Origin of the sequence: Amycolatopsis sp. NPDC051758 (assembly GCF_044453095.1) — a bacterium.
Classification (GTDB): domain Bacteria; phylum Actinomycetota; class Actinomycetes; order Mycobacteriales; family Pseudonocardiaceae; genus Amycolatopsis.
On record NZ_JBITCJ010000014.1, the window covers coordinates 90,357 to 115,913 of the forward strand.

23 protein-coding genes are annotated in these 25,557 nt (G+C 71.4%); 12 read left to right on the plus strand and 11 right to left on the minus strand.

Translation table 11 applies throughout. The features are described 5' to 3' along the window. Positions 1–116: 116 nt before the first annotated feature. From ACIA5G_RS45285 to ACIA5G_RS45300, 4 genes are all read left to right on the plus strand, one after another. Positions 117–293, plus strand: coding sequence for a hypothetical protein (locus tag ACIA5G_RS45285; RefSeq protein WP_395935148.1), 177 nt, complete (start codon positions 117–119; stop codon positions 291–293). Next, positions 281–1,390, plus strand: a complete 1,110-nt coding sequence (locus ACIA5G_RS45290) for an acetate/propionate family kinase (RefSeq protein ID WP_395935150.1) — start codon at positions 281–283, stop codon at positions 1,388–1,390. Before ACIA5G_RS45285 ends, ACIA5G_RS45290 begins: the two co-directional genes overlap by 13 nt. A gap of 64 nt (positions 1,391–1,454) precedes the next feature. Further along, positions 1,455–2,069: an HPP family protein gene (locus ACIA5G_RS45295; protein WP_395935152.1), complete on the plus strand. Its 615-nt coding sequence runs from the start codon at positions 1,455–1,457 to the stop codon at positions 2,067–2,069. A gap of 37 nt (positions 2,070–2,106) precedes the next feature. Continuing rightward, positions 2,107–4,524, plus strand: a complete 2,418-nt coding sequence (locus ACIA5G_RS45300) for a phosphoketolase (protein WP_395935154.1) — start codon at positions 2,107–2,109, stop codon at positions 4,522–4,524. A gap of 14 nt (positions 4,525–4,538) precedes the next feature. On the opposite strand, the gene ACIA5G_RS45305 is transcribed toward ACIA5G_RS45300, so the two are convergent. The 3 genes from ACIA5G_RS45305 to ACIA5G_RS45315 all read right to left on the minus strand — a co-directional run bounded on the left by ACIA5G_RS45305 (position 4,539) and on the right by ACIA5G_RS45315 (position 9,252). Further along, entirely contained in the window at positions 4,539–5,408 is an 870-nt protein-coding gene (locus ACIA5G_RS45305; RefSeq protein WP_395935156.1) for a hypothetical protein, read from the minus strand. 452 nt (positions 5,409–5,860) lie between these two features. Further along, the gene (locus ACIA5G_RS45310) at positions 5,861–8,008 is read right to left on the minus strand and encodes an ArnT family glycosyltransferase (protein WP_395935158.1); all 2,148 of its coding nucleotides are present in this window, start codon (positions 8,006–8,008) and stop codon (positions 5,861–5,863) included. Next, complete coding sequence (locus tag ACIA5G_RS45315) at positions 8,005–9,252, minus strand: glycosyltransferase (protein WP_395935160.1); 1,248 nt, start codon at positions 9,250–9,252, stop codon at positions 8,005–8,007. Before ACIA5G_RS45315 ends, ACIA5G_RS45310 begins: the two co-directional genes overlap by 4 nt. Before the next feature lie 167 nt (positions 9,253–9,419). Here ACIA5G_RS45315 and ACIA5G_RS45320 point away from each other — a divergent pair, with 167 nt between their 5' ends. Both ACIA5G_RS45320 and ACIA5G_RS45325 read left to right on the plus strand, forming a co-directional pair. Then, a complete protein-coding gene (locus tag ACIA5G_RS45320) occupies positions 9,420–10,097 on the plus strand; it encodes a response regulator transcription factor (RefSeq protein ID WP_395935162.1) in 678 nt (225 codons plus the stop codon). Continuing rightward, positions 10,094–11,458, plus strand: coding sequence for an ATP-binding protein (locus ACIA5G_RS45325; RefSeq protein WP_395935164.1), 1,365 nt, complete (start codon positions 10,094–10,096; stop codon positions 11,456–11,458). The genes ACIA5G_RS45320 and ACIA5G_RS45325 overlap by 4 nt, the downstream gene beginning before the upstream one ends. A 43-nt stretch (positions 11,459–11,501) precedes the next feature. On the opposite strand, the gene ACIA5G_RS45330 is transcribed toward ACIA5G_RS45325, so the two are convergent. After that, positions 11,502–12,080 (minus strand): hypothetical protein, encoded by a 579-nt coding sequence (locus ACIA5G_RS45330; RefSeq protein WP_395935166.1) that lies wholly within the window; start codon positions 12,078–12,080, stop codon positions 11,502–11,504. Between the two features lie 42 nt (positions 12,081–12,122). Continuing rightward, complete coding sequence (locus ACIA5G_RS45335; RefSeq protein ID WP_395935168.1) at positions 12,123–14,876, minus strand: BTAD domain-containing putative transcriptional regulator; 2,754 nt, start codon at positions 14,874–14,876, stop codon at positions 12,123–12,125. A 294-nt stretch (positions 14,877–15,170) separates the two neighbouring features. Between ACIA5G_RS45335 and ACIA5G_RS45340 the strand changes: the two genes are divergently transcribed. The 4 genes from ACIA5G_RS45340 (at position 15,171) to ACIA5G_RS45355 (ending at position 18,523) form a co-directional block, all read left to right on the plus strand. Then, the gene (locus ACIA5G_RS45340) at positions 15,171–15,641 is read left to right on the plus strand and encodes a peptidoglycan-binding protein (protein ID WP_395935170.1); all 471 of its coding nucleotides are present in this window, start codon (positions 15,171–15,173) and stop codon (positions 15,639–15,641) included. Positions 15,642–15,858: 217 nt separating this feature from the next. Continuing rightward, positions 15,859–16,374 (plus strand): DUF4328 domain-containing protein, encoded by a 516-nt coding sequence (locus ACIA5G_RS45345; RefSeq protein WP_395935172.1) that lies wholly within the window; start codon positions 15,859–15,861, stop codon positions 16,372–16,374. 397 nt (positions 16,375–16,771) lie between these two features. Then, the gene (locus ACIA5G_RS45350; RefSeq protein ID WP_395935174.1) at positions 16,772–17,575 is read left to right on the plus strand and encodes an SDR family oxidoreductase; all 804 of its coding nucleotides are present in this window, start codon (positions 16,772–16,774) and stop codon (positions 17,573–17,575) included. Between the two features lie 57 nt (positions 17,576–17,632). Continuing rightward, positions 17,633–18,523, plus strand: coding sequence for a helix-turn-helix domain-containing protein (locus tag ACIA5G_RS45355; RefSeq protein WP_395935176.1), 891 nt, complete (start codon positions 17,633–17,635; stop codon positions 18,521–18,523). 12 nt (positions 18,524–18,535) lie between these two features. Here the strand turns inward: ACIA5G_RS45355 and ACIA5G_RS45360 are convergent, their stop codons facing one another. The 3 genes from ACIA5G_RS45360 to ACIA5G_RS45370 form a co-directional block, all read right to left on the minus strand. Next, positions 18,536–20,203, minus strand: coding sequence for a SulP family inorganic anion transporter (locus ACIA5G_RS45360; RefSeq protein ID WP_395935178.1), 1,668 nt, complete (start codon positions 20,201–20,203; stop codon positions 18,536–18,538). Further along, positions 20,200–20,610, minus strand: a complete 411-nt coding sequence (locus ACIA5G_RS45365) for an ArsR/SmtB family transcription factor (RefSeq protein WP_395935180.1) — start codon at positions 20,608–20,610, stop codon at positions 20,200–20,202. The genes ACIA5G_RS45360 and ACIA5G_RS45365 overlap by 4 nt, the downstream gene beginning before the upstream one ends. A gap of 96 nt (positions 20,611–20,706) precedes the next feature. Beyond that, entirely contained in the window at positions 20,707–21,555 is an 849-nt protein-coding gene (locus tag ACIA5G_RS45370) for a helix-turn-helix transcriptional regulator (protein WP_395935182.1), read from the minus strand. Between the two features lie 131 nt (positions 21,556–21,686). On the opposite strand from ACIA5G_RS45370, the gene ACIA5G_RS45375 reads away from it, so the two are divergent. Then, positions 21,687–22,637 (plus strand): NAD(P)-dependent alcohol dehydrogenase, encoded by a 951-nt coding sequence (locus ACIA5G_RS45375; protein WP_395935184.1) that lies wholly within the window; start codon positions 21,687–21,689, stop codon positions 22,635–22,637. A gap of 27 nt (positions 22,638–22,664) precedes the next feature. Here the strand turns inward: ACIA5G_RS45375 and ACIA5G_RS45380 are convergent, their stop codons facing one another. After that, positions 22,665–22,928 carry a hypothetical protein gene (locus ACIA5G_RS45380; RefSeq protein WP_395935186.1) on the minus strand — a complete coding sequence of 88 codons (264 nt, stop codon included), beginning with the start codon at positions 22,926–22,928 and terminating at the stop codon, positions 22,665–22,667. Between the two features lie 666 nt (positions 22,929–23,594). Between ACIA5G_RS45380 and ACIA5G_RS45385 the strand changes: the two genes are divergently transcribed. After that, positions 23,595–23,942, plus strand: a complete 348-nt coding sequence (locus tag ACIA5G_RS45385; RefSeq protein WP_395935188.1) for a helix-turn-helix domain-containing protein — start codon at positions 23,595–23,597, stop codon at positions 23,940–23,942. A gap of 28 nt (positions 23,943–23,970) precedes the next feature. Here the strand turns inward: ACIA5G_RS45385 and ACIA5G_RS45390 are convergent, their stop codons facing one another. Both ACIA5G_RS45390 and ACIA5G_RS45395 read right to left on the minus strand, forming a co-directional pair. Continuing rightward, positions 23,971–24,963: a putative zinc-binding metallopeptidase gene (locus ACIA5G_RS45390; protein WP_395935190.1), complete on the minus strand. Its 993-nt coding sequence runs from the start codon at positions 24,961–24,963 to the stop codon at positions 23,971–23,973. Continuing rightward, positions 24,963–25,427: a DUF6292 family protein gene (locus ACIA5G_RS45395; RefSeq protein WP_395935450.1), complete on the minus strand. Its 465-nt coding sequence runs from the start codon at positions 25,425–25,427 to the stop codon at positions 24,963–24,965. Before ACIA5G_RS45395 ends, ACIA5G_RS45390 begins: the two co-directional genes overlap by 1 nt. Positions 25,428–25,557 lie beyond the last annotated feature (130 nt).

Here is a 25,557-nt window from a genome sequence, read left to right on the forward strand (position 1 = left end):
TGCTCCCCGTCCGAGGTCCGAGGACCTCAAGCTCCTCGACGGCGCCGAACGGGCGCGTAGGCTGCGTGGTGAGTGCCCCGGACCCGGCGCGACGACCAGCCGATCGAGGAGCACCCATGGCACCCGTCGATCTCGCGGGAATCGCCGAGCCGCACCGGAGCACGGTGACCGCCATCGTCGAACTGGCCCGTCAAGGTCTGCTCAGTGATGCTCAAGCGCTTCTGATGATCGCCCGGGTCCGCGCCGCGGCCGGTCCCGGCCCGGCGGAAGCCGGTGCCCGATGCGAGTGCTGACGGTCAACCCCGGCTCGTCGAGCGTCAAGCTGTCGGTCGTCGACGACGGCCGGGAGGTCGACCGGGCCACCGTCGGCGCCGCGTCCGCCGCCCAGGCCCGGCAGCCGCTGGCCGACCTGGTGGGCCGGCGGCAGCCGATCGGCGCGGCCGGTGTGCGGTTCGTGCACGGCGGCCTGAGCTCCGAACCGGTGGCGCTGGACCAGGCGGAAACCGCGCGGCTGACTGCGTTGACCCCGCTGGCTCCGCTGCACCAGCCGCTGTCGCTGGAACTGGCCGCGGTGGTCGCGGAGATCGTGCCGGGGCCGGTGTACGCGTGTTTCGACACCGCTTTCCACGCGCTGATGCCGGCAGCCGCGGCGCACTACGCGCTGCCGAAGAGCTGGGTTCGCGAGCACGCACTGCGGCGCTACGGCTTCCACGGTCTCTCCTGCGCGTCCGCCCTGCGCCGCACGGCCGAGCTGCTCGACCGTGACCCCACCGAGCTGCGGCTGGTCTGCTGCCACCTCGGGTCCGGCGTTTCGGTGACCGCCGTCCGCGACGGCCACGGTGTCGACACGTCGATGGGCTTCACCCCGCTGGAAGGGGCGGTCATGGCCACCCGCTCCGGCAGTGTCGACCCGGGGCTGCTGCTGCACCTGCTGCGCTCCGGCGTCACGGACGTGGCCGGGCTCGACGACGCGCTCGACCGCCGGAGCGGCCTGGCCGGGATGACCGGCACCGGCGGCGACGTGCGTGACGTGCTGGCCGCGCGGGACCGCGGCGACCCGGACGCCCGCACCGCGATCGCCGTCTACCTGCACCGGTTGCGCCGGGAGATCGGCGCGATGGTGGCGTCCCTGGACCGGTTGGACGCGCTGGTGTTCACCGGCGGTGTCGCGGAACACCAGCCGACCCTGCTGGCCGAGCTCTGCGGAGGGCTGGAGATCTTCGGCGTGCGGGCCGATTCCGCGCGCCTGGCCGCCGAAGGCGATCGGCAGGTCGGCCGGGAGCACGAGCCCGTGCGGGTGCTGGTCGTGGCCGCGCGTGAGGGGCTGGAGATCGCCCGGCAGACAACCCTGGCCATGGCCGTGGGTGCCGGTGGACCTCGTGATCGGTGACGAACGGCCGCAGCGCACCGGGCGGGCGCGCACCTAGCCTCAGGCCCGACGAAAGAGGACTTCGATGCAAGCACGCGACATCATGAGCAGTCCGGTCGTTTCGGTGACCCCGGACATGACGGTGAAGTACGCCGCGAACCTGTTGTCCGCCCACGGCTTCACCGCGCTCCCGGTCCTCGACGAAGACGGCCGGCTCGTCGGTGTGGTGACCGAGGCGGACCTCGTGCGGGACCGGTTCCCGCGCGACGCCCGGTACCACCCGGCCGAAGGCGCCGGCGATCCGCCGAAGCCGCCGGCCGGGACCGTGGGCGGGGTGATGACCTCTCCGGCCGTCGAGACGGGCGCGAGCACCGACGTGGTGGACCTGGTGCGGGTCCTGCTCGAGGACCGGATCCGCAGCATGCCGATCGTCGACGGCGCCCACGTCGTCGGGGTGGTCACCCGGCGCGACCTCGTCCGGGCGCTCGCCCGCGACGACGGTGTCATTTCGGCGGACGTCCGCCACCACCTGTCGATCTACGGCGGGCCGGCGCGGTGGACCGTCGAGGTGCACGACGGCGCGGTCGAGGTCGTGGACGCGTTCGACGACGAGACCGACCGGCACGTCGCGACCGTGCTGGCGCAGGCCGTGCCCGGGGTGACCGCGGTCCGCGTGACCGGCACGAGCCCGACCGGCTGACCGGCCGACCCGATCCACTTGGCGGAAGGCCACGGCGATGCAGCAGTCCACGACCTTGACCGGCACCACGCCCACGACTTCGCCGTACGACGAGCACGACCGGGACCTGGACCTGAGGTGGTGGGCCGCGGCGAACTACCTGACCGTCGCCCAGATCTACCTGCGGGACAACCCGTTGCTGCGCGCGCCCCTCTCGGTGGCGGACATCAAGCCGCGCCTGCTCGGGCACTGGGGCACCAGCCCGGGGCTGTCCCTGATCTACACCCTGCTCAACCGGCTCATCCGCGACACCGGCGCCGACTGCGTCTACGTCGCCGGTCCCGGCCACGGCGGACCGGCCCTGCTCGCGAACGCCTACCTCGAAGGCACCTACGGCGAGGCGTACCCCGCCGTCTCCTCCGACATCGCCGGGCTGACCCGGCTGGTGCGGCAGTTCTCCACACCCGGGGGCGTGCCGAGCCACGTCGGCGTCCAGACGCCCGGCAGCATCCACGAGGGCGGCGAACTCGGCTACTCCCTGGCCCACGCCGCCGGCGCCGCGTTCGACCACCCGGACCTGGTCGTGGCCTGCGTGGTCGGGGACGGCGAAGCGGAGACCGGGCCCCTGGCGGGATCCTGGAAGATCCCCGCCTTCCTCAACGCCCGCCGCGACGGCGCCGTGCTGCCGATCCTGCACCTCAACGGGTACAAGATCGCCGGACCCACCGTGCTCGGCCGGGCCGACGACACCGACGTCCTCGGGTTGCTCACCGCGCAGGGCTGGGACCCGGTCCTCGTGTCCGGCGACGACCCCGCCACGGTGTGCACCGAACTGCACGCCGCCCTCGCCGCCGCCCACGACCGGATCCGGGCCAACCAGCGGCAGGCGCGCACCGGCTCGGCCGAGCCGTTCCGAGCGGTCCGCTGGCCCGCCGTCGTCCTGCGCACCCCGAAGGGCTGGACCGGCCCGGACGTCGTCGACGGCGTTGCGATCGAAGGCACGTTCCGGGCCCACCAGGTGCCCCTGACGCGGGTCCGGGAGGACGCCGGGCACCTGCGGCAGCTCGAGCGGTGGCTGCGGTCCTACGCGCCGGAGAGCCTGTTCGACGCCACCGGCCGGCTCGTCCCGGAGCTGGCCGCGCTCGCCCCGCACGGGGACAAGCGGATGTCCGCCAGCCCGTACGCCAACGGCGGCCGGCTGCTGAAGCGGCTCGACATCCCCGTCCTGGCACCGTATGCGGTTTCCGTGCCGGCACCCGGAGTGGTGCACCACGGCAACACCCGCCCGTTCGGTGAGCTGCTGCGCGACGTCTACCGCGCCAGTACCCGGAAATCCGACGGCGGCGGCACGTTCCGGTTGTTCTGCCCGGACGAAACGGCCAGCAACCGGCTCGGCGCCGTCTTCGAGGCCACCGATCGCTGCCTGCAGGCGCCGATCCTCACCACCGACGACCACGTCTCGCCCGACGGCCGGGTCATGGAGGTGCTCTCGGAACACCTGTGCCAAGGCTGGCTGGAGGGTTACCTGCTGTCGGGCCGGCACGGCGTGTTCGCGACCTACGAAGCGTTCGCGATGGTCTCGGCTTCCATGTTGATCCAGCACGCCAAGTGGCTGCAGCACGCCGCGGACCTGCCGTGGCGGCGCTCGGTCGCGTCCTTGAACGTGTTGCTCACCTCGACCTGCTGGCGCAACGACAACAACGGTTTCTCGCACCAGGGGCCGGGCTTGATCGACATCGCCATCCCGCTCGCGCCCGCTGTCGTGCGTGTCTGGTTCCCGCCGGACGCCAACACCACGCTGTCGGTGGCGGAGCAGTGCCTGCGGAGCCGGGACCACGTCAACCTGATCGTCGCCGACAAGCAGGAGCACCTGCAGTACCTGGAACTCGAAGAGGCGGCCGCGCACTGCGCCGCGGGAGCGTCCACTTGGGACTGGGCGGGCACCGAGACGGCCGACGGCGAACCCGACATCGTGCTCGCCGCGGCCGGTGACGTGCCGACGCTCGAGGTCCTGGCGGCGGCGCGGCTGCTGCGCGACCACGTCCCGTACCTGCGGGTGCGGGTGGTCAACGTGGTCGACCTGATGGGCCTGCTCCCGCCCGGCGACCACCCGCACGGGTTCGGCGAACCGAAGTTCGAGCGGCTGTTCACCGCCACCGCCGACGTGGTGTTCGCCTTCCACGGTTATCCCCGGGCCGTGCACCAGCTGCTGCACGGCCGCCCCGACCCCGGCCGGTTCCACGTCCGCGGTTACACCGAGCAGGGCACCACGACCACGCCCTTCGACATGGTCGTGCTCAACCGGATGAGCCGCTACCACCTCGTCCTCGAAGCACTGCGCAGGTCCGCCCGGGTCCCCGAAGGCGGCGCGGCGCTGGCCGAGCACTGCCACGCCATGCTCGCCCGCCACCACGGCCACATCCGCGAGCACTTCGAGGACATGCCGGAAATCCGGGACTGGACCTGGGCCGGCTGACCGGCGGCCGACGGTTACCCGGTGCAGTTGGGCACGGCGGGGACACTGCCGACGCAGTTGTTCGGGGTGTTGGCGGTGATGGGTGAGTTGGTGGTGGTCATGGTGCCGCCCTGGCGGTAGACGCCGCCGGCGGAGCCCAGGAGCAGCAGTGCGTGGTTGTTGGTCACAGCTGTCTGGGTGAGGGTGGTCGCGGTGGCGCCGACGGCGGAGATTCCGGCGCCCCGGCCCGCATTGTTGCCGGTGATGAACAGGGGGCTGCCGGAAACGCCGGTGACTGTCAGCGTGCCCCGGAGGCCGTTGTAGACGGCGCCGCCGTCGCCGAGCAGCGTGGTGTTGCCGGACAGCGGGCTGTTGGTGAACGTCGCGGCGGGCGCGGTGCCGGCCGGGGTGTCGGCGTTGGCGAGGCCGCCGCCGTCGCCCGAAGCGGTGTTGCCGGTCAGGGTGCTTCCGGTGAGGGTGACCGCGCCGCGGTTGAGGATGCCACCACCGTCACCGAGGACGTTGCCGCGGGTGAACCCGACGCCGGTGGTGAGCGTGAGACTGCCGGTCGGGCCGACCTCGGCGATCCGGAACGTCCCCAGGCCGAGCAGCGAGGCGTTGGTGACGGTCGCGGGGCCGATCATCTCGATCGGGGTGGTGATCACCGGCAGCGCGTTCGCCGCGCCGCCGTGGGCGGTGGTGATGCCGTAGGTGCAGCCACCCGCCAGGACGAGGGTGTCCGAGGTGGGGGTGGAGTTGGCCAGGTTCACCGCCGCGACCAGAGCGTTTTCGCTGCAGGCCACCGGAATGGTGCTGGCCACGGCCGCCGGGGCCAGTGCGATCAGGCTTCCGGTCGCGATGGTGGTCCCGAACAGGACCTGGACAATGGTGCGGATGCGTCGCATGACGATTTCTTTTCCTGGAAATTCCGGAAATGATCCGCCGTTGCGTTTGCGCCGGCGGTGAGAAATACGCGGACGGCGCGTGATCTGATCCACGCAAAAGGACCCCGGGTTTTCGCCGTCCGCTTGAGAGATCGCGGACTTGGTGCGACACCGAGGTCCGGGGTGACAACCGTCAACGTACTTTTTGGTCCGGGTGAGGGATACCCCAGGCCCCCGGATGGGGGTATTTCCGGTGGGCGATAATCCGGCCGGATCCATTCTTTCCCGATCACCGATGGTGAATCGGATGTCGTGGAAATTGCGGCAGGAAGGCGATGGTGACGAGAAGCGCGCCGCCGATGATCCGGGGGACCAGGAGGTGATCCTCGGGCCGCGAACCCGGACGCGCAGCCGGGACTCCCGGGCGGAGCCGGTGGTCCGGGAACGACCCCGGCTCCGCCTGGTGATCCGGCTCAGGCGTGGCACTCGTAGAGGGTCTGCGCCAGGCCCATCGACCCGGCCTGGTCGTTCCGCTGTGCGGCCTGCCCGCCGTACGCCGCCGGGTCGACGGCGGTGCACTGCTGCTCGATCCACTGCTGCCGCCGCTGTCCGGCGCCGCCGCTCATGCCCGGCATGCCGCCGCCGGATCCGCCGAGGACGAACTTCAGCTTGCCTTCGGCCGTCCACTGCCGGAGCTGGCCGACCGAGGGCGAGTCGTCGCTGCCCGAGAAGCCGCCCATGCCGATGACCGTCTCGTCGGAGCCGATGATGAAGCCCGCGACCGCGGTGGCCGAGCCGTCGACGGCCAGGGTGATCTCCGCGCCGCCGCTGTGCTGCTTGGCGTAGTCCAGGACGCGGCGCTGCTCGTCGGTGAGCTTGCCGTCCATGGCGCCCATCATGGCGCCGAACCCGCCGCCGCCCGGCATCTCCGGGCGGCCGCCGCCGGGGAAGCCCGCGCCGGTGCCACCCGGGAAACCGCCGGTGCCACCGGGCAGCTGCGGCAGGTCGCCGGCACCCGGGAAGCCACTCGGGCCACCTGTGCCGCCCGGGCGCATCCCGCCGAAGCCGCCGCTCGGGCCGGCCGCCGGCATCACGCCGAGGTTCTCGCCGGTCGCGGCGGTCGCCGTGGACCACACCGCCGGCACCAGCAGCACGGTGACCAGCCCGAGCACGAGCGAGACCCGCGAGAGCACCGCACGCCGGGCCGCGGCGAGCCGGGCCGCGAGCAGCGCGACCACCGTCACCACACCCGCCACCAGGACCGCCCAGCGCGTCCAGCCCTGCCACGAAGGATCGCGGCTCGCCAGCACGAACGCCCACACCGCGGTGAGCGCCACCGCGGCGGGCAGCAGCAGCCACCCGGCGGCCCCGTCGCCGCGGTAGGCGCGCCAGAACCGCGCCAGCCCAGCCGCGGAGATCGCCGCGATCGCCGGGGCGAGCATCGTCGTGTAGTACGGATGCCAGATGCCCTGCGCGTAGCTGAACACCAGCGCGGTCACCAGCAGCCAGCCGCCCCACGCGAACCAGCCGGCCCGCAGTGCGGGGTCACCCGGCCGCTTCGCCGCCATCCGTGAGACACCCTGGACGGCGATGACCACCAGGACCAACAGCGCCAGCGGCAGCAGCCACGAGATCTGCCCGCCCACCGACGTGCTGAACATGCGGCCGAGACCGGTGTCGCCGCCGAACATGCCACCGGCGCCGCCGCCCATCCCGGCCGGCAGGGTCATCCCCTCGGGCAGGTCGGGGCGCGGTCCGGCACCGCCGCCGGGATTGCCTTCGTTGCCGAAGATCCGGCCGAAGCCGTTGTAGCCGAAGATCAGGTTCCAGGCGGTGCCGTCGGTGCTGCCTCCCATGTAGGGCTTGGCCCCGGGCCACCAGTCGTGCAGTGCCGCCCACCAGAACGACGACGCGAACAGGACGACGCCCGCCCCGAGCAGGTCGAGGATCCGCCGCTTGACCGGCGCGCTCGTCCCGACGAGATACGCCAGCGCGAAACCGGGGACGACGATCCACGCCTGCATCATCTTGGTGACGAACCCGCAGCCGACGAAGAAGGCGCACCACAGCAGCCAATTCGTCCGCGCGCGGCTCGTGTCCGCCTTCACCGAGCGCGTGAACGCGTAGGCCGCCGCGACGAGCAGCAGCACGAGGAGCGTGTCCGGGTTGTTGTCCCGGTTGATCGCGACGGTGATCGGCGTCAACGTGAGGATCAACGCAGCCAGCAGTGCGACGTTCTCACCCGCCCACAGCCGCACCGTGCGGTGCAACAGGAACACCGCCGCGACACCCTCGAGCACCTGGGGGAGCAGCAGTGCCCAGCCGTGGAAGCCGAACACCAGCACCGAAAGCGCTTGCGGCCACAGCGACATCGGTGGTTTGTCCACAGTGAACACGCCGTAGGGGTCGAACGAGCCGAAGAGGAAGTTCGTGAAGCTGTCCGTCATGGACTTCACGGCGGCCGAGTAGTAGGTGTTGCCCAGCTGGCCCGCGCCGATCCGCCACGCGTAGAGCGCACCCGCGGCGACGCAGATCCCGGCGAGCGCCCAGGCCGGCCACCTCGTCCGGCTTGGAACCGCGACGCGGCCGGCGGGTGCCGCGTGTTCGGCGGCGACTGTCATCGTTCGTCCTTTCGATTGTCCTTGCGGAAGACCCAGCTGCGCAGCAGCACGAACCGCCCCGCGGTGCCCAGCACCGAGGCGCCGAACAACACCGTCAGCTCCAGCGCGCGGCCGGGGTCCGGGTCGAACGCGGGCAGCGCGAGCAGCGCGGCCGAGGTGAACGCGTAGTAGAGCCCGAACACCACGAACCCCTGCAGGTGCGCCTTGCCCCGGGCGACGCCCGCGCCGGCGAAGGTGAAGCGGCGGTTGGCTTCGGTGTTGAACAGCGTGGTGAGCACCAACGCGGCCAGGTTGGCCACCAGCACCGGCCACCACAGCCGGAAGAGCCCGTACAGCAGGAGGTTCGCGACGGTGGAGAGCACGCCGATCACCGCGAACGACAGCACTTCCCAGAGCCGGCCGCCGCTCGGTGCGCCCAGCACCGCGTCGGGGTGGGCCGCGCGGGGTGCCGGCCGGCGCGGCAGGTCCGGCACCCGTGCGGTGCCGGCCGCTTTCGCGCGGGCGACGCGGACCAGCCCGCGGATGTCGTCGAGCGCGGTCTTGGCGACGTCGACGCGGCTGTCGGTGTCCTCGACCCAGTCGACCGGCACCTCGTGCACGCGCAACCCGTTGTGCTCGGCCAGGAGCAGCAGTTCGGTGTCGAAGAACCAGGCGTCGTCCTCGACGTGGTCCAGCAGCGGCCGGATCACGTCGGTGCGCGCGGCCTTGAACCCGCACTGCGCGTCGGAGAACCGGGCGCCGTGGCTCAGCCGGATCAACCCGTTGTAGCAGCGGGAGACGAACTCGCGTTTCGGCCCGCGCACCGTGCGTGCCCCGGGGGCGAGCCGCGAGCCGATGGCCAGGTCGGAGTGCCCGTTGACCAGGGGAGCCACCAGCGGCAGCAGCGCGTCGAGCCCGGTGGAGAGATCAACGTCCATGTAGACGACGACGTCGGCGGTGCTGGCCCGCCAGGTTTCGCGCAGGGCCAGGCCGCGGCCCTTGCGGTCGAGGTGGCACACGCGGACCGAGTCGTGCTCGCGGGCGAGTCCCTCGGCGACCGCGAGCGTCCGGTCCGTGCTGGCGTTGTCGGCGATCACGATGGTCCAGCCGAACGGGAACTGGTCGCGGAGGAACTCGCGCAGCACCTGCACACAACCGGGCAGCGCGCGTTCCTCGTTGTACACCGGGACGACGATGTCCACCGTGGCCGTCGCAGCACGGTGTTCGGGAGAGGTCCGCAGACCCCCGGTCGTGCCGACCGACATGCTTCCTCCGTCCTTGCTGGTTCGCGGCCGAGCACGACGCTGTGTGACCGGTTACGTTGCTCATACGGTGGACTACCGATCGTGAGAAGCACCTGGACGTCACCTGAGAGAATTGTGAGAAGTGGATCTACAGCTCACGCACAGCTCGGCCGCGTAGCCTCTGCCCGGTGCGACTGCTGGTGGTGGACGACGATCCCGACGTGCGGGAAAGCCTTCAGCGCAGCCTGGAGTTCGAGGGCTACGACGTCGGCACGGCGACCTGCGGGGCGACGGCGCTCGAAGCCGTCGCCGGTGACCGGAGGCCCGACCTGGTGATCCTCGACGTGATGATGCCCGGCGTCGACGGCCTGGAGACCTGCCGGCGCATCCGCGCGGCGGGCGAGCGGTTGCCGGTGCTGATGCTCACCGCGCGCGACGCGCTCGGCGACCGGGTCACCGGCCTCGACTCCGGGGCCGACGACTACCTCGTGAAGCCGTTCGCCCTGGAGGAGCTGCTCGCCCGCGTGCGGGCGCTGTTGAAGCAGAACCGCGGCCGCCGGTCCGCGCCCGAGGTCCGCCGGTTCGCCGACCTCACGCTCGACCCGCACACCCGCGAGGTCACCCGCGGCGGGCAGCGGATGGAGCTGACGCCGACCGAGTTCGACCTCCTGACGGCCTTCCTGGACGCCCCGGGCAAGGTGCTGACCAAGCACCAGCTGCGCCAGGCGGTGTGGGGGCGGGAACCCAGCCGTACCAACAACCTCGACGTCTACGTCGGGTACCTGCGGCGCAAGACCGAGGCGGGCGGGGCGAGCCGGCTGCTGCACACCGTCCGCGGTGTCGGGTTCGTGTTGCGGGCGCCGTGAACCGCCGCGGAGAGCGCCGGATACTGCTGCGCAGCCGCGTCGCGCTGATCACCGCGGCGATCGTGGCGTTCGCGATCGCGTCGATCAGCACCGTGACCTACGTGGCCACGCAGCACAACCTGCGCGCGCAGCTGGACGAGACGCTGCTCGGCGGCTGGCCGCCGCCCGGCGCGCAGGACCCTGCCCTGCCGAAGCCGGACTGGGCCGATCTGTGCCGGGCCGTGAACGGCGGCCGTCCGCTGCAGCGGTTCCTCGAAGGTGTCCAGCTGCTCAAGGCGGACGGGACGACGTGCTCGCCCGCCGGCGTGGACTCGGTCGTCCTCGAGCCGTCGGACCGGACGACGCGGACGGTGACCCTGCGGGACGGCCACACGCAGTCCGGCACGCCGGTGCGGGTGCTGCTCGGCCCGGCCGGTGACGGGAACGTCCTGGCCATCTCGCGCAGCCTCGCCGAGGTCGAGAACACGCTGACAGGGCTGCGCACCGTCCTGGTCGTGGTGTCGGTGCTGGGTGCGGCGCTCGCGGCCGCGGCGGGCCTGCTGCTCACCCGCCGGACCCTCGAGCCGATGGCGCGGCTGACCGGCGCCGCCGAGGAGATCGCCCGGACCCAGGACCTCGAGCTCCCGGTCGAGGTGTCCGGCCGCGACGAGGTCGGCCGGATGGGCCGCGCGTTCGCGGCGATGACCGGCGCGCTCGCCGAGTCCCGCCGTCGCCAGCGGGCGCTGGTGGCGGACGCGGCCCACGAGCTGCGCACCCCGTTGACCAGCCTGCGCACCAACATCGACCTGCTCGCCCGCAGCGAGCACGTCGGCCGGCCGCTGGCGGACGGGCAGCGCGCCCGCACGCTGGACCGGCTGCAGGTGCAGGCGGAGGAGCTCGGCGACCTCGTCACCGAACTCGTTGTCCTCGCCCGCGACGAACACGAACTGGACCACACCGAGGTCGCCATGGCCACCGTCGTCCGGCAGGCGGTCCGGCGGGCGTCGAGCCGTGCCCGGGACCACACGTTCGAGGTCGAGAACGCCGAGTGGCCGATCCGTGGTGACGCCGGCGCGCTGGAGCGGATGATCCTCAACCTGCTCGACAACGCGATCAAGTTCTCGCCGGCGGGGTCCGTGGTCACGGTTCGTTCGGTGCCGGGCCGGATCTCCGTCGCCGACGATGGTCCGGGGGTCGCTCCGGAGGACCGGGGACCAGCGTTCGAGCGGTTCTGGCGAGCCCCGGCGGCGCGTGCGCTGCCGGGATCGGGTCTGGGCCTGGCGATCGTCGCAGACACCGCGGCGGCCCATGGTGGGCGCGCACGGTTCGAGGATCCGCCGGGCGGGCGGGGTGCGCTGGTGGTCGTCGAGCTGCCGGCGTGAGCGCGTCGGCGTCGGCGGAGATCTCGTAGCGGTGCTGTGGCCACTAGTACGAGAAATCTCCTCTGGCGGTTCGCTTGTTCGGTCGCAGCATCAAAGCCAATGACAGCGCGGTGATCGCCAGGTCGAAAAACCAGGCTGTCGTTCCCAAGAGCGCCATCGGGCTGGTCCTGGGCTGCCTCGTGCTGTAAAACCAGACTGCTGTCGCCGCTAATGCAAGAGAGGACATTGCCGGATACACAAGTACCGCCGGTTGCGTCCACGTCCTCACCAGTGCTCTGCCGAGCTTCAGGTCGCCCCGCCTCTCTTCGAGCCAGCTTTCCCAGCCGAGGCCTCCGGGAACTTTCGAGTCGAGCTCAACCCGAATGTAGTGCGCTGCCCGGTTGGCCAGGTCGTCCACATGGATCCATTGTGCACACAGAATGTATGCAATCCACGGAATAATCAGCAGGAACGGCATGCGTCCACTGCCGGATAGCGCAAAGCCGAAAACGGCGCCCGTTGTCGTAATCAGTACGGTCGTTGTTCTGTGCTGCTGGTCGGAAAGCTGAAGGATCTCGGCGCGTAGTGCATTGAACTCGGCCAGTGGTCCTGCGTGCTCGTCTCCGACGCGTCGTCGAAACACCTTTCCTCCATCCGCTGGTAACCTCGCCCGCCTGGCGTGCCGTCATCGCGGGCCGTCGAGCTCGTCGAGCCGGCGTCGGACGCGGCTTGCGTCGTCGTCGCGACCTTGTTCCCGGTACAGCTCAAGTGCTTCCCGCCAGGCCTCGCGGGCTCGGGCGTGGTCGCCGAGGGCCGCGTGGGGGTGGGCGAGGTTGTCGAGGGTGTTGGCGACCTCGTAGCTGTGGCCGAGGGTGCGGTACAGCGTGAGGGCCTGGCCGTAGTGGTGGACGGCCTGGCGTGGGTGACCGGAGTGGTGGTCGATGTAGCCCAGGCTGTCCAGGATGGCCGCCTCGCCGTGGGGATCGTGGTGCCGGCGGAGCAGGACGAGGGCGGCCTGGCAGTGGCCGCGGGCCGTGTTGTGGTCGCCCAGGTGGGCGGCGTGCCAGCCCATCAGGTTGAGTGCTTCGGCTTCCCACACTGGCTGGTCCAGGCGGCGGAAGAGGTCCAGGGCGCGGCGGGCGTGCTCCAGGGCCTGCCGGGCGTCCCCCTGCCGCTGCCAGGCCGTCGCGAGGGCGAGGTGGGTGTGGGCCTGCTGGGAGTGGTCGTCGTGGTGCTCGGCCAGAGTGAGGGCTCGGTGCAGGTGGGCGAGGGCCTGCTCGTGGTGCTCGAGTCCGGTGTGGACGGAGCCGAGGAACCGGTGGGCGTGGATGCGGGGTGCGGGGTCGGGCAGGTGGCCGGCGGCCTCGAGCGCGGCCTGCCAGACGGCCAGGTCGTCGTGGAGACGCCCCCGCCGTTGGTGGAAGAGGGTGAGGATCCAAGCCAGGTGCCACACGGTCCGGTGGTCGTGGTGCGCGGCGACCGCGCGCTGGGCCGCCAGCAGGTGCGGGTGGTGGTCATCCAGCCACGCCAACGCGACCGAGCCGTCGGACAGCGGCTCGGGCCGGGTGCCGGGAGCCGGCCGGCCGAGCCGGATCGGCGGGCGGTAGGGGTTGAGGAGCCGGTCGGCGGCGAACGCGGTGTGCAGGTAGAAGTCCACCACCCGCCGCAGTGCCGCCTCCCGCGTCGGCCCGTCCAGCTCGAGGGCGGTGGTGGTGGCGTAGGCGCGGACCAGGTCGTGCATCGTGTACCGGCCGTGGGGCCGCCGTTCGACCAGGGATGCCTCCTCCAGCGCCGACAAGGCCTTGCGCGCGGCAGTCGTGGACAGGCCGGCGAGGGAGACCACGGTGGGCAGGGTCGTGTCGGGGCCGGGCGCGACGCCCAGTAGCCCGAACACGGTGCGCTGTTCATCGGTGAGCGGACGCAGGGACCAGGACAGCACGGCGGGCAGGCTGGCCGTGGGGTCGGTGTCGTGGTCGAGCACTTTCATGCCCAGCACGCGCAGTTCGGCGGCGATTTCGGCCAGCGGGACGGCGGGGCGGGTGATGGCGTTGCGGGCGGTGATCGACAGGGCCAGCGGGTAGCCCCCGCACAGCTCGACCAGCTCGTCGACGGCTGCGGGCTCGTCGGCGACGCGACCGGCACCGAGGCGCGCGACCAGCAGGGCGCGCGCCTCGGCCCGGCTGAACACGCCCAGCGTCAGGTGCCGGGCCCCGTGCCGGTCGATCAGCGAGGCGAGTTTGGTGCGGCCGGTGATCAGCACGGTGCAGGCCGGGCTGCCCGGCAGCAGCGGGACGACCTGCTCGGCGGTGGCGGCGTTGTCCAGCACGATCAGCATCCGCCGGTCGGCGACCAGGCTCCGGTACAGCGCGGCCTGCGCGTCCGGGTCGACCGGGATCCGGCCGGGCTCGACGCCCAGGGCGTCGAGGAATCCGCGCACCGCCACCGCCGGGGCCATCGGTCCTTGCGCGGGGCTGAACCCGTGCAGGTCCACGAACAACTGCCCGTCGGGAAACCGATCCAGGTGGCGGTGCGCCCACGCCAGCGCGAGCCAGGTCTTGCCGATCCCGCCCGCTCCGCCGATCGCCGAGATCAGCATCGTGCCGGACGTGTCCGCCAGGGCTCCGTCCAGCCGCGTCAGCTCGGTGACGCGGCCCGTGAGCACCGGGGGCGCGGGGAGCTGCCGGGGCACGTCCGGCGTCGCGGTACGGCCGAGAACGGGATCGACGTCCAGGATTCGCCGGTGAAGCTCCCGCAGCTCCGGCCCCGGATCGGCACCCACCTCGCCGGCCAGGCGGGCCCGGATGCTTTCGAACCGCAGGAGTGCCTCGGCCTGGCGGCCGTTGCGGTACAGGGCGAGCATCAGCTGCCCGGCGACCCGTTCGTCCAAGGGGTGCGAATCCGCTCGCTCGGCCAGTTCCGCGCACAATGCCGCGTGCCTGCCCCGGGCGAGCGCCAGGTCCACGCGGTCGATGTCGGCGGCGAACCGCTCGCGTGCCAGCCCTTCGCGCACCGCGGCGATCCATGGCGTGTCCAGCGATTCGAACGCCTCACCTCGCCACAGTTCCGCCGCTTCCTCCAACAGCGCCAGCGCCTGTGCGTCCCTTCGCCCGCGCGCCTCTTCGACGAGCCGGCGGAACCGGTGGAGATCCACCGCATCCGGATCCACCTCCAGCACGTATCCACCACCGTGTCGCACAACCGCGACGTCGCCGGCCAGCACCCGTCGCAGCCGCGACACGTAGTTGCTCGCCACGTGCCGTGCCTTGTGGGGCAAGCGATCCGCCCACACGCGGTCCAGCAGCTGCTCCATCGTGACGACCCGGTTCGCTTCCACCAGCAGGACCGCCAGCACGCACCGCTGCCGCGCGTGCCCGACCTCCACCAGCCGGTTGTCGACCCGCAGCTCGACCTGCCCGAGCACACGCAGCTCCGTCCCCACGATGCCCACCTCCCCGGAGCCCCTTACTACTCCGCCGCGCACCCGCTCACGACCGCTGACCAGGCGATTGCCAGAACACGGTGACGTTGCCGGGAGCCGGGAGCCCACCATCTTCGGCGTGGCGGCGCGGCCGGGGCCTGGGGGCCGGGCCGCGTGCGCCGGCACCACCGGCAGGTCTGCGACCAGAGGAGGAAACGTGCTCACCCGCACCATCCGAGCGCCATCGCCGGGGCCTGTGCTCGTCGCCCGTCCGGCGGCGGTCGCGCGGCAACAGTCACCTGAGGGGAGAAGCTCATGAACAACCGATCCGGCATCTTCGGACACTTCGCCGCCGGCATTGCCACCGTTCTCGCCGCGATGGCACTCACGCTGGTGCCGTCCGGCGTCGCGTCCGCGGCGACACCGTTGTGCACGACCATGGTCAACGTGAACCGAGGCGGCAACAACCTTTCCGTGCCCGCGACCGGCAGCGGGAACGTCACCTGTCTCATCAGCAGGACCCAGGCCGCGAATTCCGCCGTCGTGCGCGGCCTGCAGTACACGCTGAAGACCTGCTACCCGAACGTCCACCTGGCGAGCCCCTACTCGGGCGAGCTGGTCGGAAACCTTTCCGTCGACGGCAGTTTCGGGCCGAGGACGGAAGCGGCCGTCAAGGGCGTGCAGTCCACCATCGGCACCACTCCGGACGGCGGGTACGGCCCCAACACCCGGAACGCGATGCGGTTCACGTCGAACGACGTGCCGGGCCGGTGCTACCACTACTAGTGACCGACCGGGGACGGCGCCGGCAGGACCACGGTCCTGCCGGCGTGCACCGGTGAAGGTCACTTGACACGCGTCGCGGCACTTGCTTTTCTCCTGGTTCACGCAGTGGACTGGGGGAGCCATGCAGCCGAACTACTACGCGCCCGTTCCGCAGAGACCGATCCCGCGGGTTCGGCCGCTCGCCGGGTGGCAAAGCGCGTCCGCGATCCTGATCGTCGTGACCACCGCGGTCGGCCTCGCGGACGTCGCGGGCGAGTGGGGTGCCTTCCCCGATTCCGTCTGGCTGGCCGTGGACTGGACCTACCTCGGGATCCAGGCGGTCACCGGGATCGTCTTCATGCGCTGGTTGTGGCTCGCCCGCACCAATGCCGAGGTGATCGAACCCGCCCGGCACCGGCAGTCGCCGATGTGGGCCGTGCTCGGCTGGATCGTGCCGATCGTCAGCTTCTGGTTCCCGCAGATGGTCGTCCGGGACGTCTGGAACGCGAGCAACCCCCAGCGGCCGCGCGGTACGGGGCTGTTGTACCCGACGCCGGGCGCCGAGCTGGTCTCCTGGTGGTGGGCCGCCTTCCTCACGAACCAGGTGCTGTCCACGATCGGCGCCCGCCTCACCGAGGACACGATGACCGTGCGCGACCTCGACACCGTCGCGGCCGTGGCCCTGGTCGCTGCCGCCGTGCTGGTCATCATGATCAGCGCCCGGATCACCGCCTGGCAGACGAATCCCCGCTGAGGGTTTTGCTGCTGGGCGATGCGCAGTAGCGGCCCCTTGTGAGGCCGCGGGAACCTGGCCAACGCCGGGCCACCACCGGCTGCCGGCCGGAGTAACCCACGTCCTGATCGACCTGCCGTCGCAGATCATCGCCTGCGGCTGTGCCGCGGATCTGATTCCGGTCGAGCGGTGCGTCACACCGCGCCGCGCGTCGTCATCGGGCTGACCTTCTTCTTCGCCCTCGGAAACGTGCGGCGCACCAGGCAAAGGAGCCCTCATAGTACCTGGATCACCAGGGTCTCCCGGACCTCCAGGACGCCTGCCAACCTGGTCGAGTCCCAAGAACCCGTTCACTTCAGCTGAACCGGACGCGCGACCGGGTCAGCAGATGCTTCCACGATAGAAGGTACAAAAACCCATGGCGGACAACCAGTTCACCACTCACGCAGACCTTTTTGATCTGAGTGGGAAGTACGCACTCGTCACCGGCGGCACCGGTGGCATCGGGATGATGATAGCGCGCGGGCTTCTGCAGGCAGGCGCCCGCGTTGTCATCAGCTCACGCAAGCTGGACACGTGCGCGGAGGCACAGCATCTGCTGTCCGAATTCGGCGACGTCCAAGCAATCCCCGCCGACCTGTCCCGGCACGACGAGTGTCAGCGCCTCGCTGATCTTGTCATGGCCAGCTCGGAACGCCTGGACATCCTCGTCAACAACGCGGGAGCGATGTGGCGCGAGCCGCTGGAGACGTTCCCGGACGAGGCCTGGGACGCAGTGCTCGACCTCAACCTCAAGGCGCCGTTCTGGCTGGTGCACGCGCTGCTCCCGGCACTCCGCAGGGCGGGCACCGCCGATGATCCCGCGCGGATCGTCAACATCGGCAGCATCGCCGCCATCCACGTCGCCGATTCGCCCAACTACTCCTACGCCAGCAGCAAAGCGGGACTCCATCAACTCACCCGGGTGCTCGCCAGGGAACTGGGCCCACAGCACGTCACGGTGAACGCGGTGGCCCCGGGACCGTTCCCGTCGCAGATGATGGCGTCCACGCTCGACGCCATCGGTGACACGATCGTGGCGAAGGCCCCGCTGCGCCGGCTCGGCCGTGACGACGACATGGCAGGTATCGCCGTGTTCCTCGCCGGCCGGGCCGGTTCTTACCTCACGGGCGCCGTCATCCCGGTCGACGGCGGCATCGCCACGACCGCATCGGGTACCTAGACGTCGGGGTACCAGCAGTACCTCCCTGCGCCTGCGGTCAGGGCCTACGGTGAAGGGGTGGCCATGATCGATCTGAGCACCGAGATCAAGGAATTCCTGAGCTCGCGTCGGGCGCGGATCGCGCCCGAGCAGGCCGGACTGGCCGTCTACGGCGGCAATCGCCGGGTCAAAGGTCTGCGTCGCGAAGAGGTGGCTTTGCTGGCAGGGGTGTCGGTCGACTACTACGTGCGGATGGAGCGCGGCGGCCTCGCCGGCACCTCCGACGGGGTGCTCGACGCGTTGGCCGCTGCCCTGCACCTCGACGAGGCCGAGCGCGATCACCTGTTCCACCTGGCGCGGCAGTCCAGGGCGCCGAGCGGTCCACGCCGCCGGCGACCCGCCGCGACGGTGCGTCCGGCGCTTCAGCGGGTGCTCGACGCCATCGCCGATGCGCCGGCGTGGATCTGCACGGCCCGTTATGACGTGCTGGCCATGAATCCCCTTGCCCGCGCGCTGTTTTCACCAGTGCTCGCCGACACGCGACGGCCGGCGAACATCGCGCGGTTCCTGTACCTGGATCCCGAATCGGCAAAAACGTTCTTCGTCGACTATGACCGGATCGCCGGCGATACGGCCGCGAAGCTACGCATGGAAGCCGGCCGCAATCCGCACGACGAGGAGCTGATCGCCCTGGTCGGTGAGTTGTCGGCACGCAGTGAACTGTTCCGGCAGCGGTGGGCATCGCAGGACGTCCGGCTCCACCGGTCCGGACGCAAGCGGATGCACCACCCGGTGGTGGGCCGGCTCGACCTGGACGTCGAGTCGATGGAGCTGCCTGCCGAACCCGGCCTGCACCTGACCGTCTACACCGCACCCGCCGGCACGGCGACGGCGGACGGCCTGGCCCTGTTGGCGTCGTGGGCGGCCGGCCGGGAGCAGCCGGCGACCGAGGTTCAAGCACCCGGCTGATGTTCCGGCCTTTCAGTCCGTCCGAGTCAGCTGCGCTTTACGTCGCACGTGGGACCGGGCGTGGGTGACGGCGTCGTCGAGACTGGTGAACGAGTGGTTGCCGTGGCGCAGTTTGGCCAGGGCCCCGGTGGTCGTCAGGAGGTGCTGGTGGTGCTCCTGGATTCCCTTGACCAGCACGGTGATGCCCCGGGCTTCGAGGGTCTCGATGGTGTCGCCGAGCGCTCTCGCGCCGGTCGCGTCGAGGATGTGCAGGCGGGAGAGCCGCAGGATGACGACGAGGACGTTGTCGGCGGTGTCCTCGAGGTCGGTGAGGACACGTTCGGAGGCGCCCCAGAACATGGCGCCTTCGAACCCGAACACCGCGATGTGCTCGTCGCCCGGGAGGGCGGGCCCGGGCAGCGAGCCGCGCGGTGCGCGGGTTGCGCGGGCGAGGTGCCGTAACGCGAAGAAGGCGGCGACGAGCAGCCCGATCTCGACGGCGAGGATGAGGTCGGCCGCGACGGTGACGATCGCGGTCACGGCGAAGGTCGCCGCGCTGGAGCGGCTGGCACGCACGACTTCGCGGACCGTGGCGAGCGGCACCATGCGCATGCTGGTGATCATGAGGACGCCGGCGAGTGCCGCCAAGGGGATCCGGGACACGAGCCCGGTGGCGGCGTAGATCACGACGAGGATGACCAGGGCGTGGGTGATGGCCGAGAGGCGGGTGCGGGCGCCGGAGCGGACGTTGACCGCGGTGCGGGCGATCGCGCCGGTGGCGGGCATGCCGCCGAAGAGCCCGCTGGCGATCGAGGCCAGGCCCTGGCCGACGAGCTCGCGGTCCGGGCGGGTGGGGCCGACCGCGGGATCGCCGCGTGTCATCGTCGCGGCCACACGGGCGGAGAGCAGGGATTCGATCGCCGCGAGCGCGGCGACCGCGACGACGGCACCGGCGAGGTCGCGGACCGCTCCGGGGGCGAACGACGGCAGCGTGAGGGTGAGTGTGCTGGGCAGGCTGCCGATGCGCGGAACAGGCGCGTGGACGAGTTCCGCGGCGACGGTGGACAGCACGACCGCGACCAGCGAAGCCGGTATCCCGCGGTGCAGCTTCGGCAGCGCGAGCATCAGCACGGCGACCAGCGCCATCGTCCCCGCCGCCCAGGCGGCCGGGCCGGCCCCGCCCGTGGCGTGCGCGAGCGCGGTTCCGGCGGCCAGCAACGGGTTCTCACCCGCGGGCGCGGTCGTGCCGATCGCGGCGGGGACCTGCTGCAGGAAGATGATGCAGGCGATCCCGAGCGTGAAGCCCTCGACGACCGGCCACGGGAGGTAGCCGACCAGCCGGCCGAGGCGCGCGGCGCCGGCGACGAGCACGACCAGTCCGCCGAGGACCGCGATCACGGCCACCGAGGACGCGCCGTGCGTCGCGACGATCGGGGCCAGTACGACGGCCATGGCCCCGGTCGGCCCGGACACCTGGACCGGGGAGCCGCCGAACACGGCGGCCACGATGCCGGCCACGACGGCGGTGGCGAGGCCGGCGGCGGGGCCGGCGCCGGAACTGACCCCGAACGCCAGGGCCAGCGGCAGGGCGACAACGCCGACGGTGATCCCGGCGAGCAGGTCCGCGCGCAGGATCGGCGGCCTGGTGTTGTAGTCGGCCCGGCCGGGCAGGAGCTCCCGGGCCGTCGCGAGGACGCTCACACCCGGGCCGAGATCGTGTCGAGGACGGCCTGGGGGCTCGCGCCGGGCAGCGGCGGCAGTTCGCGCGCCGCGGCCAGCTGCCCGGAGTCGGTGCGCAGGCTCGCGAGCAGGAACGCGCGCGCCACCACGAGGAGTTCGGCGACCAGCGGCTGGGCGAGCCAGTATTCGACGGCGTTGCCGGTGCGGGTGGAGGTGACGACTCCGGTGCGGCGCAGGACCGCGAGGTGCTGCGACAGCTGGGAGGCTTCGCAGCCGGTCACCTCGAGCAGCTGGGTCACCGGTGCCCCCTCGTCACCGGCGGCGGCGAGCACCTCCAGGACCTGGATCCGGGTGGGGTGGGCGAGGCATTTGAACAGGTCGGCCTTGATCCGGTAGAGCGGCTCGGTCGTGCGGGACCTCGCGGGCATGAGCACCTCCTGGATTGATGACTCTATCAATCCGTCAAGTCATCGGGGCCGAGCGGGTCGCCTACCGGGATGTCGTCAGGGAGGAACGACCGGTGGTCAGGCCTCGGCGGTGGTGAGCAAGCTCGCGAGCAGCCGCAGCCGCTCTTCGTCCGGGCTGCCTTCTTCGGCGGTGAAGGCCATGAGCAGGGGGCCGGGGGAGCCGGGGATCGGGTAGGCGTCCCAGTCCAGGTTCAGTTCCCCGACCATCGGGTGGTCGACGCGCATCTGCCCGCGGGTGGTCTCCAGGACGTCGTGGCGCGCCCAGAGCGTTGCGAATTCGTCGCTCGAGACCGCGAGCTCGCCGACCAGCTCCACCGCGCGCGGGTGGCCCGGTTCGGCGGCGACCTGCGCCCGCAGCATCCCGGTCAGCTCGGCGACGGTCGCCGTCCGCTCCGGGCACACCTCGCCGGCGTCGGGGTGCAGCAGCAGGGCCAGCAGGTTCCGCTCGCCCTGGGGCAGCCGGGTGAACTCGCCCAGCAGCGCGCCGCCCAGCGGGCTCCAGGCCAGCACGTCGAGGAAGCGGCCGACGACCAGCGCCGGCGTCGGCATCGTGCGCAGCAGCCGCAGCGTGGTGGGCGGCACCTCCTCCGGCTCGTAGCGCCGCGGGGGTCGTGCGGGCGTACGCGCGGCGGCGGCGAGGCTGTGCAGGTGCCGGGTCTCTTCGGCGGAGAAGTCCAGGGCGCGGGCCAGGGCGTCGAGGACCTGGTCGGAGGGCCGGACGTCGCGGCCCTGTTCCATCCGCTGGTAGTAGTCCGTGCTGACCCCGGCCAGCAGGGCCAGTTCTTCACGCCGCAGACCGGCGACCCGTCGCCGGGGGCCGGGTTCCAGGCCGACTTCCTGCGGGGTGATCCGGGTCCGGCGGGTGCGCAGGAACTCGGCGAGTTCGCGCCGGGGGTCGTCGGTCATGACCACAGCTTATGCGGGCTCGCCCGGCCGAAGGTGGGTCTGGCGGACCCAGGACAAGGCGAACGACCGTGCCGCGCCGAAGGTGTCCCAGGATCGGTCTCACCACATCGGATCGGGAAAGGAACACCACCATGAAGGCCGTTCAGATCACCGGCTTCGGCACTCCGGACGTCCTGCTCGTCACCACCGTCGACCGGCCTGCTCCCGGCGCCGGTGACGTCCTCGTCGCGGTCGAGGCCGCCAGCGTGAACGGGCACGACACCCTGGTCCGGTCGGGCGGGCTGCGCATGGTGTCGGGGCGGAAGTTCCCGATCGGGCTCGGGCTGGACTTCGCCGGTGTTGTCGCCGCGACCGGCCCCGACGTTCGCGGCCTCCGGGTCGGGGACCGGGTCTGGGGCACGGTGCATCCCCGTGAGAAGCACGCTGTGGCGGGTGCGGCCGAGTACGTCGTGGTCCCCGCCGGGCGGCTGAGCGCCGCGCCGGCCGGCATTTCGTCCGCTGAAGCTGCATCGCTGGTGGTCGCCGGTGCCACCGCGCTGATCGGGTTGCGGGACGTCGTGCGCCTCGCCGCCGGTGAGCGGGTCCTGGTGCGAGGCGCCGCCGGGGGTGTGGGCACGGCCGCGGTGCAGCTGGCCCACGCGATGGGCGGCCACGTCACCGCGCTGGCCCGCGACTGGCACGCCGCCGCACTGCGGGACCTGGGCGCCGACGAGGTCTTCGACTACGGGACCACCACTTCGGACCGGCTCGGGCCGTTCGACGTCATCTTCGACACGGTCGGCTCGGAGCTCACCTGCTACCGGAGCCGGCTGACCAGCTCGGGCCGGATGGTCACCATCGGCCTGTCGGGCCCCGCTTTCGCGGCGATCGCCGCTTCGACCGTGCACGGCTCCCGCCGCATCCGCGCGTTCAGCGCCAACCCCGGCGAGGCCGTGCTGCGTGATCTGGCCGGCTACGTCGCCTCGGGTGCGTTGCGCCCGGTGGTGGACAGCATCCATCCGCTGGCGGACATCAGGTTGGCGCACCAGGCTTTCGAACGCGGCGGCGTCCTCGGCAAGCACGTGATCGCCGTCGCCGGCTGAACCGTCCCATGTCGGCGTCGCGGGTGTTCAGGCACCGAGACGGCTGTAGATGCGACCGGCCAGGGACGCGGCCAGCCGGTTCAACGCACCCAGCGGGTCGAGTTGGGCGAACTGCCCCAGCAGCTCCGCCGCCGCGTAGGCCTCGGCCTCCGACAGCACAGCCGCGCACCGCTCCCGCCGGCCCCGCTCCAGCAACCGCGTCAGGGCTTCGGCGTACTCGCCCAGATCACGCACCCCGACCAGGCCGTACCGCTCATCGAGCGGGCTCTGCTGGTGGATGTCGTCACTCATGGCCGTGCGCCCTCCTCGTCACCCGATCGACTGCCGCCAGAAAATCTATGCCGACCGGAGTAGACATTCAACGGCGGGCGTGTGTAGTGTTCTCTTTGTACCGAGAGAGACAACGTCAAGCAGGCGCGGGAGATGACGTAACTACCCGCGAGGTGAGACAAGCCGGTCAGGCAGCACGGAGCCGATCACGGAACAAGGTTTCGGCTGGTGACCGGGAGCAGAGCAAGTGTGCTCGCGAAGATCAGAAGTGTGTAGTCAGTGCAAGCAGTAGCAGTAGTGCAGGACCGGTCAGGTGGCCGGAGCCGATCTTCGAACGGGGCTCCGGGCAGTGGCCAGCGGCGTCAGCGTGCTGGGACCGATCGTGGAAAGGGTCCCCGCAGTGACGTTCGTAGCAGTACCAGGTAAGTGGAAAACACAGGAGAGAAGGGAACGGAACCATCATTGGATCGCCCGCAGCGGCCAGGTGATGCCGCGCGGGTGCCGCAGTTCCATCGAGTTCGGAGGTGGTGCTCGGTCACGAGTAAGCGATCCCCGCACGATCCGGCTTCAGGCCGGACGCGGGTGCAGGAAGCCGGCGGTCGCGCCGGTTGACAATGGTGAAACCCAACCCTTGAGGACCCCGGGTGCCGCAGTGGCACCCGGGGTCCTTTGTGATGTGGAGGTGGAATGATTCCTGACCAACAAGGACCCGGCACGCCCAGCGGAGCCGACAAGTTCGACGACGACCACTACCCCGCCTACACGATGGGCCGGGCCGCCGAGATGCTCGGCACCACCCAAGGTTTCCTGCGCAGCCTGGGCGAGGCCGGCTTGATCACCCCGCAGCGCTCCGCCGGTGGGCACCGCCGCTTCTCCCGGCACCAGTTGCGCCTGGCCGCCCGGGTGCGTGAGATGGTCGATCAGGGCACCGCCATCGACGCCGCGTGCCGCATCGTCACCCTCGAAGACCAGCTCCATGAAGCTCAGCAGCACAACAGGGTCCAGCGCGACGCCGAAAGCAGCGCGGCCGACTGACGGGAAGCCGCGGCAGCCGTGCGTTCGTTCACGTCCGGTTCGCGGCCACGATCGCGCCGGCGAACCGCAGCTTCGTCTGCACCGCGGGCGCCAGTGCGAACGGGTAGAGGTCGTCCTTGCCCATGCTGCGGTTGAGCTGGTTGAGGGCGCGCGACAAGGGGATCCAGGTCGCGATCAGTTCGTCGACGTCATCGGTCCGGTCTTCGGGGACGGCGTCGACGCGACTGCCGGGGTGGGGCGCGATCGGCGTGCCGGCGACGAGGACGCCGAGCGCCGCGGCGGTCTGCACGGTGTCGCGGATGTGCAGCAGGTGCGCGAAGGTTTCGGCCCAGTCCTCCCAGGGGTGCGCGGCCGCGTAGTGGCTGACGTGGTCTTCCGCCCAGCCGGTGCCGACGTCGCTGCCGTAGTGCTTCTCCAGGGCCTGCTGGTAGTCGGCCCGCTCGTCGCCGAACAGGTCCCGGAACGCGCCGGGCGCGTCGGCGACCAGCCGGTCCCAGTACCAGTGGCCGATCTCGTGCCGGAAGTGGCCGAGGAGGGTGCGGTACGGCTCGGCCAGCCGGGCGCGCAGGCCTTCGCGGAACCCGTCGTCACCTTCGGCGAGGTCGATGGTGATCACGCCGCCGGCGTGCCCGGTGGTCACCGGCTGCTCGGTGCTGGACAGCAGGTCGAACGCCAGGCCGTGCACGGGATCGGCGGTCCGCGGGGTCACCGGCAGGCCGAGGTCGTCCAGCTGGTAGAGCAGCCGTCGTTTGGCGGCTTCCGCGGCGCGGAAGGCTTCGAGGGCGTCGACGTCTTCGTCGGCGGGGCGGGTCCGGGTCAGCGCGCAGCAGCCGCACAGGGGGCCGCCCGCGGCGAGCCAGTTGCAGCCGGCGAGTTCGGCGTTGGCGCAGCGATCGCGGTCGGTGGCGCGGAGCATCAACCCGGTGGCGCGGTCGTAGCCGACCTCGGTGCCGCACACCACGCAGGCCGAGTTCTCGAAGAACAGCAGGTTCGCGCAGTGCGGGCAGGTGAACGTGCGCACTACTGACCGCTGTTCGGCCGGGATCGGTGGAAACCACGGGCCGGGGTACGCCCGGGACCGACCGGATTCCCTCTCAAGCCGGCGGTGTGGCGATCGAGCAGCTGGGCCAGCCGGTCGCCGTCGCATTGGCGCCGGACGAGGCGTTCACCCCGTTCGCCGAGGGCGTTGAGGGTGAAGTCCGCCACCGTTCGCGGATCGGGCTGGACCGGGCCCGGCAGGGCGGCGATCACGTGCATCGCGGTCGAGGCGCCGTCGGTGGCCGCGAGTTGCCAGCCGTCGCGGGCGTCCCAGATCAGGAGGAAGTCCCGGTCGAGGCGGTCTGCGGGACGGCCGGCGAAGCGGATCTCCGCGCACATCGGTTCGGCCGAGTCGGTGGTGGCGTCTTCGGCCGGCAACCCCAGTTCGGTCGCCACGGAGCGTATGTAGTCGGGAAGGGCTGCTTCGACCGGAGGAATGATCTTCATGGCCACCTGCCCTGTTTTTGACACCGACGCCGTCTTTCCGGTGGTTACCCCGGCTGCGGCGAGATAATCCTGGTGCGTGGAGAGGACAGTCGCCGGTTAGCCGGCGGCTCTGCGGGTATCTGATCCCTCA